Source organism: Myxococcus faecalis, assembly GCF_050039385.1.
Lineage (GTDB): Bacteria > Myxococcota > Myxococcia > Myxococcales > Myxococcaceae > Myxococcus > Myxococcus fulvus.
In genome coordinates this window covers 7,080,049-7,095,578 of the sequence record NZ_CP144336.1, presented here as the reverse complement: position 1 = coordinate 7,095,578, position 15,530 = coordinate 7,080,049, and the positions used below count along the sequence as shown (strand labels likewise).

Sequence of the window (15,530 nt, the reverse complement as noted above, 5' to 3'; positions counted from 1 at the left end):
ACACGCTCCACCCCTGCGACAGGTGGGGTTGATACACCCCACCGCCGAGTCGACAAGCGCCCGTCCGCCCGGCGGAACCGGGCGAGATGAAAGGGATTAGCTGCTGGCCGAGGTGTAATGGCCGATGGAGCGAATCCAGACGCGCCGCGCCACCCACGCGAAGAGCGCCGAGCCCACCACCGCTCCGACGAGGGACACCGTCGGCAGCCGGCCCAACATGGCTTCGGCCGGGAAGGTGGTCATCAGGGCGAGGGGAATCACGTAGGTGAAGACGAGCGTCAACGCGCCGCGCGCCACGCCCTTGAACACCGACGAGGGCCACCGCGCGAAGTCGAAGATGGACGAGAAGAGGAAGGTGAGGTTGTCCACCCGGACGACAAAGAAGGCGGCGCTCACCGTCAATATCCACAGCGAGTACAACAGCAGCGTGCTGGTGCCGAGCAGCAGCACGGACGCGAGCAATCCCAGGGGTGACGGCCCTCGGCCCAGCAGCATGAAGGCGTAGACGAACAGGCCCAGGCCGGTGAGTACGTTGAAGGCGCGCCACGGCAGGAAGCGCTGCGTCGACACGAGGAACTGCGCGTCCGCGGGCTTGAGCAGCACGAAGTCCAGCGTGCCCTTGCGGATGTGCTCCACCACGCCCGTGAGGCTGGGGTTGATGGCACCCTCCAGGACGCCTTGCAGCAGGGTGAACCAGCCCACCACGAGCAGCGACTCGCCGAAGGTCCACCCCTCCACCGCCGGCCGTCGCCCGTAGACGACGAACAGCGGCGCCAGCGCGGTGAAGACCCAGCACAGGGACGTGAAGCCCTCGGTGAGGAAGTCCGCCCGGTACTGGAGCGCCTGGAGCCCGGAGGCCTTGAGCTGTACGCCGAGCAGTCGCAGATAACGCCGCACCATTCCCCTACCCTCCGAACGCCGCGAAGCGCTTCACGCCCTGCTTCCAGAGCGTCACCGCCAGGACTCCCATCCCCAGCACCCACGCCCACTGCCGCGCGAGCAGCCCCAGCGCCGTGGGCACATCATGCGCGCTCGTCATCAGCTCCACCGGCAGGCCCATCTGGTAGCGGAACGGCAGCCAGTCGATGAGCGTGCGCAGCCCCTCGGGCAGCAGCTCCACCGGGTACATGTAGCCGGAGCAGACGAAGAAGAGGACCATCCAGACCTCCATCATCTTCTGGCTGCTGTCCATGAAGAGGCTCAGCGCGCCGATGGCCACGTTGGCCAGGAACGTGATCGCCCAGCCGCCCAGCACCGCGATGATGAACAGGGCCCAGCCCCACGCGTGCTGGGGGACCGCCTTGTCGGCGCCCACCAGCGCCACGCTCACCAGCACCACCGGCACCGCGACCACGACGCGCATGGGGAAGCCCGCGACGTTCTCCGACGCGTAGGCCCACAGGGGCGACACGGGACGCAACAGGCGCATGGCCAGCGTGCCCTGCTTCACCTCCCAGTTGATGAGCCACGCGGCCCAGGCGCTGGTGAGCTGGCGCACCGCGAAGGTGGCCAGGAAGTAGCTGACGAAGTCGACCTGGCCGTAGTTGCCCACGGGCGCGTCCTTGGACACCGCCATCCACAGCACCATGTTGACCAGCGGCATGGTGGTGGACAGCACCCAGACGAACATCTCCGCGCGGTAGGCAATCGACTCGGCGAAGCCCACGCGCAGCATGGTGGGCAGGGCGCGCAGCACGCCTCGGGCGCTCACGCCGGCACCACCTGGGCCGTCGACTCACGGCGCGCCTTGTTCTCCGCGAACAGCTCGCTCATGACCTCCTCGAGCGGCGCGTTCTCCACCGTGAGGTCCGTCACCGGCAGGCCCGACAGGGCGCGGGAGATGGTGGCGTTGACCGCGTCCTGGCGCACCTGGAGCACCGCCATCCCCGCCTCGTGCGTCACCAGCTTGCCCAAAGGCTCCAGCCGGCCCGCCTCCACCTGCTCGGACAGGCGCAGCACCACGCGCTTCTCCGGGCGCACGCGCTGCACCAGCGCGTCCAGGCTGCCGTCGTAGGAGAGCAGCCCCTTGTCGATGACGATGACGCGCGGACACAGGGCGGCCACGTCGTCCATGTAGTGGCTGGTGAGGATGAGCGTGGCGCCGTACTTCTCGTTGTAGTCCTTGATGAAGGTCCGCATGGTGGCCTGCATGGACACGTCCAGGCCGATGGTGGGCTCGTCCAGGAACAGCACGCGGGGGCGGTGGATGAGGGCCGCGGCCAGCTCGCACTTCATGCGCTCGCCCAGGGACAACTGCCGGGTGGGCTTGCCGATGAGGTCGCCAATCTCCAGGAGGCCCACCAGCTCGTCCAACGTCTGCTTGTATTGGGCCGCGGGCACGTCGTAGATGGCGCGGTTGAGCTCGAAGGTCTCCGCCGGTGGTAGGTCCCACAAGAGCTGCTGCTTCTGCCCCATGACGAGCATGATTTTCTTGAGGAACGCCTCCTCGCGCAGGCGCGGCACGTGGCCGTCCACCCGGACCTCGCCCTCGGACGGGTGCAGGAGGCCGGAGAGGACCTTGAGCGTCGTGGTCTTCCCGGCGCCGTTGGGGCCCAGGAAGCCCACGCGCTCGCCGGGGCGGATGTCGAAGGAGATGCCATCCACGGCCTTCACGGAGGTGTAGGTGCGGTGGAAGAGCGAGCGGAGGGCCGCCTTGAGGCCAGGCGGGCGCTTGTGGACTTTGTAGTGCTTGCGCAGCCCTTGGACGGAGATCATGTGCGACAAGGGTTTAACGCGGACGCCCCCGGGTGGCGACCGTGGAGTTGAGCAAGTGGCGCGGTGACAACGGGTTGACACGGGCCGCTGCCGGGAGCGGCCCCTCGGTCGAAGGCTTGGCGGGATGAGCAACGCATACAGCAAGGACCTGGAGCGGTGGATGCCGCGGCTCATCGCCGTGTGGCGTCAGTCGCGCGGCCGGGGGGACGGGCCGGAGACGAAGCTGACGCCGCAGGAGGTCAAGGAGGTGGGCGCCGGCGTGCGGCAGCTGTCCATGGGCCTGACGCGGGAGCGGCAGCTCGCGGGCGCGCGCTACATGGACGACCCGAAGCTCCTGGGCGCCTATCTCCTCTTCTACTGGCCGGTGTCCTACGCGCAGGCCCGGCAGGTGTTGGGAGAGCTGCCGAACCGGCCCCGGCAGGTGCTGGATTTGGGCAGTGGCCCGGGGCCGGTGGCCTTCGCGGCGATGGACTCGGGAGCCAAGGAGGTGACGGCGGCGGACCGCAGCAAGCCGGCGCTGAACCTGGCGCGCGCGCTGGCGACGGAGGCCGGCGAGGCGCTGGCCACGCGCGAGTGGGACCCGACGAAGAAGGCCGCGGCGCTGCCGGAGGGACAGTTCGACCTCATCACGATGGGGCACGTCATCAACGAGCTGTACGGCACGGGCGACGCGGCGACGAACCCGCGCGCGGCGCTGCTGGAGGCGGTGCTGGCGAAGGTGAAGAAGGGCGGCAGCCTGCTGGTGATGGAGCCGGCGCTGCGCGAGACGAGCCGGGGCCTGTTGCACGTGCGCGACGCGCTGGTGTCGCGGGGCTACGCGGTGCGCGCGCCGTGCATGTACCGGGGGCCGTGTCCGGCGCTGGTGAAGGAGACCGACTGGTGCCACGCGGAGCGGCCGTGGCCCATGCCTCGCGTCGTGGAGGAGCTGGCGCGCGCGGCGAGCCTGCACAAGGAAGCGCTGAAGATGAGCTACCTGATGCTGGCGCCCAAGGGCGAGGAGTGGCCCCAGACGCCGCCGGGGCGGCTGTTCCGCATCGTCTCCGAGCCGCTGGAGGGCAAGGGGCGCCACCGCTACATCGGCTGCGGGCCCGAGGGCCGCGTGGGCCTGGCGATGCAGGAGCGCCACCGCAACGAGAAGAACGAGCGCTTCCTCCAGTTGCACCGGGGTGACGTCATCGCGGTGACGGAGACGGAGCCCAAGGGCGACGGCCTGGCGCTCGGGGAGACATCGGAGGTGCGGATGGTGGCGCCCGCGGGCAAGGGCGTGCCTCCCCCGCCTCCGAAGGAGGACGCGCCTTCGAGCCCGGGAACCAGCCCGAGCCCCGGCGCGCCCTCCTGAGACGTCCACGTGCCCCTCGGGGACCGACACGCCCCGCGAGCACGTCGACGTCGGCTTCACGCTGACGCGCCCCGGAGTCGCCTCTGGGGCACGTCGAAGGGGTTCAGCCTCCGGTGGGAGGCACTGACCTCCCCTCTCGAGCACTCACGCCGCTCGCGCGTCGTCATGCCCGCGAGGGATGGCCGCCTGCGCGGTCGCGGTGCTACGGACGGGCCTGCGCGTAGGCGCCGGTGAGCACGTCGAGCATGTGGCGGAAGGACTTCACCTGGTCCTTGGCGACGGTGAGCGCGCCCTGGGCGAGGACGGTGGCCTGGACGCGGACCAGGGTGGTGAGGTGGGTCGACGTGTCCTGCGCATTCTTCCGAGGGGGGTTCATCAGGGAAGCGATGTTCATGGAACGCTCCGGGGTGTGGAGTTGCGGGCAGCATCCACCACCCCCACGAACACCACGTCGCACGCGGGCAACTTCGCCGTCACATCGCGCCTGGCGCGCCCCGGAGCCTGGGAGCTGTGCCCTGCCTGACAGTCTCCACGCCGAGCGAGAGGACACGCGAACACCCGCGCATGCGGGCCGGGGGCGTGGCGTCGCGGGAGCCGCGCGCATCCGCTAGCGTTCGGGCTCTCTCGCAGTCCCGGAAGGCGCATGTCCGTCCCGTCCCGGTCGTCGCGGACGCTGTACCCGCCCGTGGAGCCCTACCGCATGGGCCGCCTGCGGGTGTCCCCGCTCCACGAGCTGTACTTCGAGGAGAGCGGCAACCCCCAGGGCAAGCCCGTGGTGTTCGTCCATGGGGGCCCGGGTGGCGGCACGGATGCGCGGCAGCGGCGCTTCTTCGACCCGGCCGCATACCGCATCATCCTGTTCGACCAGCGGGGCTGTGGCCGCAGCACGCCGCACGCGAGCCTCGAGGAGAACACCACGTGGGACCTGGTGGCGGACCTGGAGCGGCTGCGCGAGCACCTGGGCGTCGAGCGGTGGATGCTCTTCGGGGGCTCGTGGGGCAGCACGTTGTCGCTCGCCTACGCGCAGGCGCATCCGGAGCGCGTCACGGAGCTGGTGCTGCGAGGCATCTTCCTGTTGCGCAAGCAGGAGCTGGACTGGTTCTACCAGCGGGGCGCGAGCGCGCTGTTCCCGGAGGCCTGGGAGGAGTACCTCGCGCCCATCCCCATCGAGGAGCGGCATGACTTGCTGGGCGCGTACCACCGCCGCCTGACGAGCGCGGACATGGCGGTCCGGCTGGAGGCCGCGCGGGCGTGGAGCGTGTGGGAGGCGCACACCAGCTACCTGCATCCCAACCCGGAGCTGGTGGCGCGAAACAGCACGGGGGACTTCGCGTTGGCGTTCGCGCGCATCGAGTGCCACTACTTCTTCCATCGCGGGTTCCTGCGCTCGGACACGCAGCTGCTGGAGGACGTGCCGCGCATCCGTCACATCCCGGCGGTCATCGTGCAGGGGCGATACGACGTGGTGTGTCCGCCGGAGAGCGCGTGGGCGCTGCATCGCGCGTGGCCGGAGGCGCGGTTCGTGATGGTGCCGGACGCGGGGCACTCGGCGAACGAGCCGGGGACGACGGCGGCGCTGTTGGAGGCCACGGACCGCTTCCGTCCAGGGTGAGGGGGCGCCGCGTGCTTTCGCTCGGCCCGGGGAGTCCCTAAGGTGGTGGGGACGGGTCAGTCCTCGGGAGACGAGCACATGTCAGCAGAGAAGGCCGCGCGAAGCTGGGTGGAGGAGAGTGCGTTGAGGGCCGCGGGGGCCGCCGCGCTGCCCATCCCGGTGCCGGGCGCGCACACGGCGCTCACGTCCGCCATCGAGGCGTACATGATTTATCACGTGGCGGGCATCTACGGAGAGAAGCTCAGCCTGGGTGAGTCGCTCGGGATGATTCCCACGTTGGGCGCGGGCATCGTGGCGCGCAAGGCGGCCAGCTCCATCGTGGGCGAGACGGTGGGCTGGATTCCGGTCGCGGGCTGGTTGCTCAAGGGCGCGGCCAGCGGCGGCACCGCGTTCGCGATGGGCGTGGCGGCGGTGACGTACTTCGAGAAGAAGTACCCCGGCCGCGAGGCCGTGCCCTTCGACACCGTGTCCATCAAGGACTGGGTGAAGGCGGCGCTCGCGCACCTGGGGTTCAAGAAGTAGTCACCGCGCGGTGAGCGCCCGCGCCAGCTCCTCGTAGATGTGGATGGCGCTGCGGATGGACTTCTCCCAGTCGCCCACGTGGAGGCTCTCGTTCTCCGAGTGGGCGTACGTGTACGGGTCCTCCACGCCGATGAGCAGCGCGGGCACACCGCCCAGTTCCCGCGCGAACGGCTCCACGAACGGAATGGACGCGCCACAGCCGATGGCCACCGCCTTCGTCCCGTACCCCTTCTCCAGCGCGCGGAACGCCGCCTGGAACGCCGGATGCGACGGGTCCGTGTACCACCACCCCGACGCGCCCTCGGTCTGGAACTCCACCTCCAGCCCCCACGGGCACACCTTGCGCAAGTGCTCCTTCAACCGCCGCTCCACGTCCGCCGGGTCCAGGTCCGGAACGATGCGGATGCCCACGCGCGCCCACGCCGCGTCGCAGATGATGTTGCGCGCGTCCTTCCGACTGCTGGCCTGGATGGCGTTGATGGCGATGCTCGGCTGACGCCAGTTCGTCTCGTACGGGTGCCGCCCGCCCAGCACCTCCACCCCCGGCAACAACCCCACCTGCTCGCGGAACGTCGCCTCGTCCCCCGGCAACGACTGGATGCTCGCGCGCTCCCCCGCCGTCAGCGGCTTCACCTTCTCACCCAACCCTTCAATCGCGATGGAGCCGTCCGCGTGCGTCAGCGTCGCCAGCATCCGGCACAGCGCCATCACCGGGTCCGGCACCGGCCCACCCCACATCCCCGAGTGCACCGCCTGCTTGAGCCCCCGCACCTCCACGTCCACCGTGACCAGCCCCCGCAGCGCCGTGGTGATGGACGGCAGCCCCGTGTCGAAGTTCGACGTGTCCGTCAGCACAATCGCGTCCGCCTGCAACAGCGCCGCGTGCCGACGCAGGAACTCCGACAGGTGCCCGCTGCCAATCTCCTCCTCCCCCTCGATGAGCACCTTCACGTTGAGCGGCAGCTTCCCCGCGCCCCTCAACCACGCGTCCACCGCCGACGTGTGCACCACGATGCCCGCCTTGTCGTCCGCGGTGCCCCGCCCGTACAGCCGCCCGTCGCGCAACGTGGGCTCGAACGGAGGACTCTTCCAGAGCGACTCATCCCCCGCCGGCTGCACGTCGTGATGGGCATACAACAGCAACGTCGGTGCACCTGGCGCCCGCAGGACCTCCCCATACACATAGGGATGGGCATCCCCGATTTCGAGTAGCTGGATGTTTTCAAACCCACGGTCCCTCAAGAGTCGAGAAGTCGCCTCGGCGCTCTGCCGGACACGGGCGGCGTCGAAGCCGGGGAACGAGACGCTGGGTATGCGCACGAGGGCCATGAGGTCCTCGAGGTAGGCGTTCTTCTGGGACTCGAAGTGAGAGAGGGCCTGGTCAATGGACATGCTCACCCCTTAACCCAAAAAGGCAGGCAGGCGACGCAGACCCTCGCGCGGATGTTGCGCGGTCCAAGTATCATGCGGCGCCATGTCCGACACCCCGACACTGCTGCTCGTCGACGACGACAGCTTCGTGCGCCGCATCCTCAAGGACGTCATCGCCGACACGGGCATCGAGCTGCGACTGCTCGAGGCCGCCGACGGAGAAGAGGGCCTCGCGGTGGCCGCACGCGAGAAGCCCGCGGTGATGTTCCTGGACCTGTTCATGCCGAAGAAGAGCGGCCTGGAGGTGCTCGGCGCCATCAAGCAGGTGTCGCCCGGCACGCGAGTGCTCGTCATCAGCAGCATGGACGCGGAGCCCGTGGTGGAGCAGGCCATGGCCGCTGGCGCGGTGGGCTTCGTGGGTAAGCCCTTCCATCCGCTGGAAATCGCCTCGGCCGTGCGCCAGGCGTTGGCTCACTGACTTCAGAGGTGTCTGCGTGTCGTCTCCTGCTGTCGGTTACTGGGTAGCGGACAATCTCGGCCGCGTACTGGGGCCCATCGCCCTCCAGGCCCTGCGCGAGCTCATCGCCTCCGGTCGGATGAAGGCCGCCGTGCGCGCGTCGCGCGATGGCACCCAATGGGTGGCCCTCCAGGAGCTGCCGGAGCTGGCGGACCTGTTCACCGCCGCGCGCCCGTCACAGTCGGTGGAGCAGCAGCAGGCCGAGCGCCTGCGCACCCAGCTCAAGGGGCTGCAGAACCTGCCTCCACACGAGGTCTTCGGCGCCAAGCCCTCGTCCTCGCTCGACGAGGTGCGCCTGGCCTTCTTCCGCATGGCCAAGCGCTTCGCGCCCGAGCACCTGGCCCCGGAGACGCATCCGGAGCTGCGCAAGGTGTCCGCGGAGATCTTCGACTTCCTGTCGCGCTGCATGCGCGAGGTGGAGGTCCTCTACTCGCAAGGCGCCTACCAGCAGGCCCGCCCGGTGCCGCCCCGGCTGGACATGAACGGGCCCCTGCCGCCCGCGCCTCCGCCCTCGATTGCCCCCGCGTACGCGCCGCCGCCGGTGGCCGCGCCCGTCCATGCGCCGCCGCCCGTGGCCGCCCCCGCGTACGCGTCGCCGCCCGTGGCGGTCGCCGCCAGGCCCCAGCCGCCGCCGCAGCCCGCGCCGCCGCCGCGTCCTCCGCCGCCGGTGATGCAGCCCTCGGCGCCGGTGGCGGCCCGGGTGCCCGCCGCGCCGCCGGTGCAGCGCACGCACACCCTGCCGCCGCCGCAGCCCGCGCCGCCGCCCCCGGCCGTGCCCCTGAGGCGGGCCGCCGCCGCGCCCACCTATTCCAGCGCGGAGTTCGTGGGGTTGGAGCGCCGCCAGGATGATCGCATCCACGCGGACGTGAAGGTGTCGATGCAGAACACCGGCATCTTCACGGACCACCGCATCATCAACCTGTCCTCCGGCGGCCTGTTCATCGCGACGGACAAGCCGCTGCGGCTGGGCACGCTGGTGGAGCTGACGTTGCGCTTCGATGACCCGTCGCGCGTGATGACGCTGCGCAGCTCGGTCATCTGGGAGAACTCGCTGGACGACGGGAAGAACCCTCGCGGCTACGGCTTGCGGCTCAGCAGCCTCCGCAAGGAGGAGCGCGAGTTCATCCAGCAGTTCGTCAGCCGCAAGCCCCCGAAGTAGGCCCGAGCGGTAGGGGCCGCTCGGACAGGACGCCTAGAGCAGCTGTCCGAGCAGCACCGCGCCCGTCATCACGAAGGTCGCCATCACCGCCATCACCGCCTTGAGCTCCAGGTCATCGCGGCCCATCACATTCATGAAGTTGTTCATGGTGTCCTCCGTCCCTCGTGTTGCCCCCTCCCCCTTTCCTACGGGACACCGCGCCGACGATTGCATCCCCCCTCCCGACGCCCTCCAGGATGACCTCCGTGCCTCCCGACGCCCCCGCCACGCCTCCTGACTACTGGCTGCTCGACGGGCTGCCCACCGCCGCGTCCGTCATCCGGGGAGAGCAGGTCCTGGTGGCCAACCAGGCCATGGCCTCGCTGCTGGGAATCTCCCTCGAGGAGCTGAAGGCCACGCCCGTCTCCGCCCACATCGCGCGCTTCATCTCCGCCGAGCGCGGCTGGGTGGAGGCCTTCCACGAGGCGCTCGTGCGCGACGGCAACCGTCCCGAGCATCCCCTGTGGCTGCGCATGCGCCGCGCGGATGGACAGGAGCGCACGCTGACGGCCACGTACGCGCCCGGCGCGTCGCCGGACGAGACGGTGGTGCTGCTGCACGACGCGGGAGGCGAGGACACCGCGCGCCGGCTCACCGAGGCCCTGGGCGCCGCCGCCACGGAGCTGCTCCACGCCCGGGACGAGCACGAGGTGCTGGAGACGGCGGTGGAGGCCGTGCACCGCCAGGGCTTCTACGCGGCCATCCTCCTGGTGGAGGGCGACACCTTCCGGCACGGGCCCATGCGGCAGGAGCCCGAAATCGTCGCGCTGGCCGAGCGCAAGTACGGCATGCCCGTCACCGAGGTGCGGCTGCCGCTCACCACCCTCCCCCATCTGGCGGAGGTGCTCTCGCGGCGCAAGGCGGCCTTCCATCAGGACGCGCTCGGCGCGGCCCACCGCATCCACAGCAGCGAGGTCTTCGAGGACATCCAGCGGGCCTACCCTCCCGGCATCCGCGCGCTGGACGCGCCCATCTTCGTGGAGGGCCAGCCCTTCGGCATCCTCTCCGCGCAGGGCTTGAACCTCACGCCCGCCGCCGCGAGCACGCTGGAGCTGTTCGCGCAGATGGTGGGCGGCGTGCTGGAGAACGTGCGCCACCACCGCGTCGCCTCACAGCGGTTGGAGGAGGTGTCACGGCTGCAGGACGAGTTGGTGGCGCAGGAGCGGCTGATGGTGCTGGGCGAGGCCGCGGGCGTGGTGGCGCACGAGGTGCGCAACCCCCTGGGCGCCATCCTCAACGCGGTGGCGGTGCTGCGGCGCGAGGCGCACCTGGGCCCCACGGGGCAGGCCGCGGTGGGCATGCTGGAGGAGGAGGCCATCCGGCTGGAGGACATCGTCCGCGACCTGCTGGACGTGGTGCGTCCGCTGGAGCCCAGGCCCCGGAGGGTCCACCTGGGCGAGCTGGTGCGGCGCGCGCTGGGGCAGATGCACGGCCCTCCGGACGCGCCCACGCTGCGCTTCACCGTGGACGAGGCTCCCGACACGCCGGAGCTGATGGGCGACGAGACGCTGCTCCAGCTCGCGGTGACGCACCTGGTGCGCAACGCGGTGCAGGCCTCGCCTCCGGGCGGGCGCGTGAAGCTGAGCGTGGAGCCCGGGGACGAGGGCGTGCGGCTGACGGTGGAGGACGAGGGCCCGGGCATCCCCGACGTGGACCCGCGCCGCGTCTTCGAGCCCTTCTTCCTCACGCGCGCCAACGGACGCGGGCTGGGGCTGGCCATCGTCAAGCGCGTGGTGCTGGCGCATGGCGGGCAGGTGCGCGCCAGTGGTCGGCCGAAGCGGGGCGCGCGCTTCGAGGTGGTGCTCCCGCTGGAGCCTATCCGTAGGTCTCCCGCCTGATGCGCTTGTCGTCGATGCCGAGCGCGTGGAGGTGGCCGAGCACCGTCTCCATGAAGCGCGGCGTCGCGGGCGTGCGCGTCTCCAGCGCCTTGCGTCGGTCCCACGGCGTAATCGCGGGGCCGCACGCGTAGACCAGGCACGTGTCGCGGTCCGGGATGAGCTCCTCGAGGAGCGCCTGGTGGACGCGGCCCTTGCGCACGTCGCCGCCGAAGCGCGACTCGTCCAGCTCGCGCGTGAGGGTGTGCACCAGCCGGACGCGGTCCGCGTGCCGCCGGGCCAGGGCCTCCAGCTCGTCGCGGTAGAGGATGTCGCTCCACGTCTTGTTGGACATGAGGACGGTGTGGCGCGTCTTCAGGCCGCGGTGCAGCGCGTCCTTGAGGATGGCGAAGTTGGGCACCGCGCCCGAGCCGGCCACCAGGTGGACGACGTGGCCCGTGCGCGTCTCCACGTCGTCGGGCAGCACGTAGGGGCCCATGAAGCCGAGCACCTTGAGGCGCGCGCCGGTGAGTCGGCCGTGGACGAGGAAGGGCGAGAGCAGCGGCGGGTAGCGGGTGAGGCCGGGGATGAACTCCTCGTCCTTCACGGTGATGGCCACGTGGCGCTCGTGGGGGGCGGAGGCCAGGGAGTAGGAGCGCTGGGGCTCCTTGCGCCCCTTCTGCTCCTGCAGGTAGGCGGACAAGCGCCCGAGCGCGGGGAACTGGTGCGGGTCGATGTTGATGAACTGGCCGGCCTTGTAGTCGGGCCGGACGTCCCCGAAGTCGAGGAAGAGGGTGGCCGTGTCGTGCGTGTCCATCCGCACATGGTCGACGGTGACCTCGTACTCCACGGGCTTCCTGCTGCGCGAGGGACTCGCTTCGGCGGCGCTCATGGCCCCTCCCTTAGCCCAAACCCGGGGTGCTCGCCGATGGGGTTGACGCGGACTGCGTGGGATACCGGTCCGTGACAGGGGCCCCGAGTGGCCCGTCCCGGAGTCGGTCCGGAGCGTTGGCTGCACGACGGGACGGCATGCGGGCAGGGGGCTGGCGCGGCGTGGGCGCTGACCGGTAAGGCGGCTGGGACTACATCTTCTGGTGGCCAGTGGTGGGGCTGAAGGATGGGTGAAAGAGGTCGGACGCCTGGGCGCCGACTTGTCCATGCTCTCAAGCCGTCCCGAGGTGGAGGCGACCGACGCGTGCTCCGCATTCTCTTTTCGCTGATGGCACGGCTGCCGGAGGGAGTCCGGCGCCACGTGGTGCGTACCCTGATGGACGGGGTGTGGGATGCCCTGGCCGACGAGGTGGTGGAGGGCCGCGGCAACCTCCCGGACGTGCCCTGTCTCTACATCTGCAACCACCTGTCGAACGCGGACGGATTCACGCTGGACCGCGCCTTCCGTCCCCGGAAGCTGGTGTTCCTGGCGGGCGTGAAGCTGCAGGGCACGGTGATGACGCGGCTGGCCTCGGAGGTGATGGAGACGATTGCCATCAAGCCCAACTCGCCGGACATCGAGGCGATGCGGCGCGCGGTGGAGACGCTCAAGGGCGGCAGCTCGGTGCTCATCTTCCCCGAGGGCGCGCGGAGCCGGACCCACGAGCTGCTCCAGGCGAAGAAGGGCGTGGCGCTCATCGCGAAGCGCGCGGGGGTGCCCGTGGTGCCGGTGGCGCTGATGGGGACCGAGAAGCTGATGCCCATCAACGACTCGGACATGGGGGGTGAGCGGCTGTACCACGCGCAGGTCCGTGTGCGGGTGGGGCCGGCGTTCCGCATGGAGGACCTGGAGCCCGAGACCGTCGGCGCGGAGGACGCGAGGCAGGCGCTGGCGGACGCGATGATGCGCCGGGTGGCGCGGCTGCTGCCTCCCGAGTACCAGGGCGTCTATGCGAATCCCCCGACTCCGCTGTCCGTGACACGGCTGCACGAGCCGCCCTCCGCGCCAGCCCCGTGAGGGCTTGCGTGTCGGGGCCCGTGGAGCCCTGCACGGGAGCTCCACGGGCAGGACCGCGGGCCCGCATCCCGCGCCTTGGCGTGGAGGACGCGAGGCGCGAGTGATGCCCCCGCCACGGAGGGTGCCCTCGGGCGAACCCGCGCTCAGTCACTTCGGTTCGCCACGAAGCGCTCGGCCTCGGGGAGCGAGGCCGCAATGAGTCGTTGCGGTCCGCACGGGAGCACGGACAATGGGCCTCCCGTGACGAACGCCCGCGCCTCCGAGCATGTCTATGTCTCCACCCTTCCTGGACTGGAGCCCGCGCTGGAGTCGGAGTGCGCCGCGCTCGGATGGAAGCCTCGCCGCGCCGAGGGCGGTGTGGAGCTGGAGGGGCCCACCGGGCTGCATCAGGAGGCGAACCTGCGCCTGCGCACCGCCAGCCGTGTGCTGCTGCGACTGGGCGTCTTCCGGGCGAACGACGAGGATGTGCTGGTCCGGGGCCTGCGCGGACTGGAGCTGTCGCGCATCTGGGACCGTCGCTCGCCACCTCGGATGTCGGTGACGCTGAAGCGCTCGGGAGTCCCGGGCGCGGACGTGGTGATGGACGCGGCGGCGGAGGCGTGGGGCGTGGAGTCGGTGGCCCGCGCGGGGCCGCTCGACGAGGAGGGCGGTCCCGGGCTCACGTTGCTCGTGCGCGTGGAGGGCGATGTCTTCACGGTGAGCGCCGACACCAGCGGCGAGCCGCTGCATCGCCGCGGCTATCGACAGGAGATCAGCCGCGCGCCCCTGCGGGAGACGCTCGCGGCGGGCATCCTGACGCTGGCGGGCTACGACGGCGCGGAGCCGCTCGTGGACCCGATGTGCGGCTCGGGGACCTTCCTGGTGGAAGGCGCGTGGATGTCGATGAAGCGAGCGCCAGGCTTGATGCATGGCTTCGCGTTCGAATCGTTTCCGGGCTTCGATGCGAATGGCTGGGCGGAGCGCAAGGCGCGGGCGGAGTCGGAAGCGCTGGCCGCGCCACGGGGGGCTCTGCACGGCTTCGACATCAACGCGGGCTCGCTGGGAACCGCCCGAAGGAACGCGCGCCGCGCGGGCGTGACGCTCGCGCTGGAGCGCAAGGACGTGAAGACGCTGACGGCTCCCCCCGGAGGCCCCGGGCTGTTGGTGGCGAACCCGCCCTACGGCAAGCGCGTGGGCGAGGGCGAGGACCTGCCCGGGCTCTATCGGGCGATGGGCGAGACGCTACGCAAGGGCTTCACGGGCTGGCGTGCCGCGCTGCTGGTGCCCGAGGACACGGGGCTCGTGAAGGCGCTGAACCTGCCGGAGGCCCGGAGCCTGCCCGTGCGCAACGGCGGCCTGCGCTGCAAGCTGCTCCTCACGGAGGCACTCTCGCCGCGCCGCTGAACAACCACGCACGTGTCCCCGGGAAGTGTGGCCCTCGCGGAGAGCGCCGCCAGCGCTCCGTCCATCGACAGCCTCGCACCCCTGCCGCCTGGAGCAACGGTCTCGACCCGTGACGCGGTCTTCAACTCCGCGAGCCACCACGGAGGTTCGGCACCTCGGCTCAATCGCGGCGACGAAAGGTCACCCGGGCGACGATGGCCACCGCGACGACGATGGCGAAGAGTGAGCCCACCCAGCCAACATGAATCGCCGAGGTGTCCGAATCCTCGACGGCCTTCGTCGCGGCCTCCGCGGGAGAAGGGGGCGCCTGACGCGCTGACCCGGCATCCACTTCTCGCTCCGATGGTGCCCTGTCCTGGGCGGCCGTGGGCGCGCCCCGCGGAGCAACGACATCCGGCGTCCCGCGAGCTTCTTCAGGCGCCGCTCGGGTCCCGGGCCCCGCCTCCTCGACGGGAGGCTCCTCTGGCACCTTGGGCCCTGTCGCTTCGTCCGTCACCTGCAGCGCCGGGTCCGGAGGCGGGGGCTGCTGCCGCTCGAGGTCACGAGCCAGCGCGTCCTCGGGCGACTCCGGAACGGGCTTGCGGGCCTCACGCACGAAGCCCCTGAACGACGCGAGCTTCGCGGGCGAGTCCGCCTCGAACGAGCGGACGTGCACGATGAGGAAGGTCTCGCCCTGCCCCTCCACGGGCAGCAACGCCAACCCCACCGCGACTCCAGGCGGCGGCGCGTTGAAGCTCTCCGGCGTGTGAATCCCCTCCACCGTGCCGCCCACGGTCAGGATGCGCAGCCGCGCCGGCGGTGGCGCGCCATCGACGACCTCGAGGACCTCGAAGTCGCGCAGCGTGTACACCTCGCGCACCGTGATGGGGCGTCCCTGGTCGTCGAACTGTCCGCCCAGCTCGCGCCAGTGGACCGACGCCCCCTCCAGGAAGCGGCCCACCACCACCGACGTGCCCTGCCGCACGATGTCCTCGGGCGGAATCGGCCCCATGGAGGACGAAGCCCTCGCCGACACCGAAACCGCGAACAGCACCATCAGCCCAAGCCGCGTGAGCGTGGTCCCATGCATGTCAATCACTCCTCGCTTCGCACGACGAAGGAACCATGCCCC

At 70.7% G+C, this 15,530-nt stretch carries 15 protein-coding genes and 1 pseudogene; 8 read left to right on the top strand and 8 right to left on the bottom strand.

The window, feature by feature from the left end:
• Positions 1 to 96 precede the first annotated feature (96 nt).
• The 4 genes and pseudogenes from VZQ01_RS28495 to VZQ01_RS43475 form a co-directional block, all read right to left on the bottom strand.
• Positions 97 to 900 (bottom strand): ABC transporter permease, encoded by an 804-nt coding sequence (locus VZQ01_RS28495; RefSeq protein ID WP_223748438.1) that lies wholly within the window; start codon positions 898 to 900, stop codon positions 97 to 99.
• 4 nt (positions 901 to 904) lie between these two features.
• The gene (locus tag VZQ01_RS28490) at positions 905 to 1,711 is read right to left on the bottom strand and encodes an ABC transporter permease (RefSeq protein WP_223748437.1); all 807 of its coding nucleotides are present in this window, start codon (positions 1,709 to 1,711) and stop codon (positions 905 to 907) included.
• On the bottom strand, positions 1,708 to 2,073 hold the full coding sequence (locus VZQ01_RS43480; protein WP_491630673.1) for a hypothetical protein: 366 nt from the start codon (positions 2,071 to 2,073) through the stop codon (positions 1,708 to 1,710). The genes VZQ01_RS28490 and VZQ01_RS43480 overlap by 4 nt, the downstream gene beginning before the upstream one ends.
• A gap of 63 nt (positions 2,074 to 2,136) precedes the next feature.
• Positions 2,137 to 2,607: pseudogene (locus VZQ01_RS43475) on the bottom strand (ATP-binding cassette domain-containing protein); the annotation flags it as partial.
• A 232-nt stretch (positions 2,608 to 2,839) separates the two neighbouring features.
• Between VZQ01_RS43475 and VZQ01_RS28480 the strand changes: the two are divergent.
• Positions 2,840 to 4,054: a small ribosomal subunit Rsm22 family protein gene (locus tag VZQ01_RS28480; RefSeq protein ID WP_426745217.1), complete on the top strand. Its 1,215-nt coding sequence runs from the start codon at positions 2,840 to 2,842 to the stop codon at positions 4,052 to 4,054.
• A gap of 202 nt (positions 4,055 to 4,256) precedes the next feature.
• Here VZQ01_RS28480 and VZQ01_RS28475 read toward each other — a convergent pair whose 3' ends face one another.
• Positions 4,257 to 4,448, bottom strand: coding sequence for a hypothetical protein (locus VZQ01_RS28475; RefSeq protein ID WP_046715856.1), 192 nt, complete (start codon positions 4,446 to 4,448; stop codon positions 4,257 to 4,259).
• 249 nt (positions 4,449 to 4,697) lie between these two features.
• Here VZQ01_RS28475 and pip point away from each other — a divergent pair, with 249 nt between their 5' ends.
• Together pip and VZQ01_RS28465 are read left to right on the top strand one after the other, a co-directional pair.
• A complete protein-coding gene (gene pip, locus VZQ01_RS28470) occupies positions 4,698 to 5,666 on the top strand; it encodes a prolyl aminopeptidase (protein WP_408889338.1) in 969 nt (322 codons plus the stop codon).
• A 78-nt stretch (positions 5,667 to 5,744) separates the two neighbouring features.
• The gene (locus VZQ01_RS28465) at positions 5,745 to 6,188 is read left to right on the top strand and encodes a DUF697 domain-containing protein (RefSeq protein WP_426745216.1); all 444 of its coding nucleotides are present in this window, start codon (positions 5,745 to 5,747) and stop codon (positions 6,186 to 6,188) included.
• Here the strand turns inward: VZQ01_RS28465 and VZQ01_RS28460 are convergent, their stop codons facing one another.
• Positions 6,189 to 7,580 (bottom strand): M20/M25/M40 family metallo-hydrolase, encoded by a 1,392-nt coding sequence (locus tag VZQ01_RS28460; protein WP_223748432.1) that lies wholly within the window; start codon positions 7,578 to 7,580, stop codon positions 6,189 to 6,191.
• 82 nt (positions 7,581 to 7,662) lie between these two features.
• Between VZQ01_RS28460 and VZQ01_RS28455 the strand changes: the two genes are divergently transcribed.
• The 3 genes from VZQ01_RS28455 (at position 7,663) to VZQ01_RS28445 (ending at position 11,112) form a co-directional block, all read left to right on the top strand.
• Positions 7,663 to 8,037, top strand: a complete 375-nt coding sequence (locus tag VZQ01_RS28455) for a response regulator (RefSeq protein ID WP_046715860.1) — start codon at positions 7,663 to 7,665, stop codon at positions 8,035 to 8,037.
• Between the two features lie 16 nt (positions 8,038 to 8,053).
• Complete coding sequence (locus tag VZQ01_RS28450; RefSeq protein WP_223748431.1) at positions 8,054 to 9,235, top strand: TIGR02266 family protein; 1,182 nt, start codon at positions 8,054 to 8,056, stop codon at positions 9,233 to 9,235.
• A gap of 236 nt (positions 9,236 to 9,471) precedes the next feature.
• Positions 9,472 to 11,112, top strand: a complete 1,641-nt coding sequence (locus VZQ01_RS28445) for a sensor histidine kinase (protein ID WP_426745215.1) — start codon at positions 9,472 to 9,474, stop codon at positions 11,110 to 11,112.
• On the opposite strand, the gene VZQ01_RS28440 is transcribed toward VZQ01_RS28445, so the two are convergent.
• Complete coding sequence (locus VZQ01_RS28440) at positions 11,090 to 11,980, bottom strand: ferredoxin reductase domain-containing protein (RefSeq protein WP_223748429.1); 891 nt, start codon at positions 11,978 to 11,980, stop codon at positions 11,090 to 11,092. The genes VZQ01_RS28445 and VZQ01_RS28440 overlap by 23 nt on opposite strands.
• 303 nt (positions 11,981 to 12,283) lie before the next feature.
• Here VZQ01_RS28440 and VZQ01_RS28435 point away from each other — a divergent pair, with 303 nt between their 5' ends.
• Together VZQ01_RS28435 and VZQ01_RS28430 are read left to right on the top strand one after the other, a co-directional pair.
• Positions 12,284 to 13,036 carry a lysophospholipid acyltransferase family protein gene (locus tag VZQ01_RS28435; RefSeq protein WP_141331553.1) on the top strand — a complete coding sequence of 251 codons (753 nt, stop codon included), beginning with the start codon at positions 12,284 to 12,286 and terminating at the stop codon, positions 13,034 to 13,036.
• A 195-nt stretch (positions 13,037 to 13,231) separates the two neighbouring features.
• A complete protein-coding gene (locus VZQ01_RS28430) occupies positions 13,232 to 14,419 on the top strand; it encodes a THUMP domain-containing class I SAM-dependent RNA methyltransferase (protein WP_408889334.1) in 1,188 nt (395 codons plus the stop codon).
• 160 nt (positions 14,420 to 14,579) lie between these two features.
• Here the strand turns inward: VZQ01_RS28430 and VZQ01_RS28425 are convergent, their stop codons facing one another.
• On the bottom strand, positions 14,580 to 15,488 hold the full coding sequence (locus VZQ01_RS28425) for a hypothetical protein (RefSeq protein WP_426745214.1): 909 nt from the start codon (positions 15,486 to 15,488) through the stop codon (positions 14,580 to 14,582).
• Between the last annotated feature and the right edge of the window lie 42 nt (positions 15,489 to 15,530).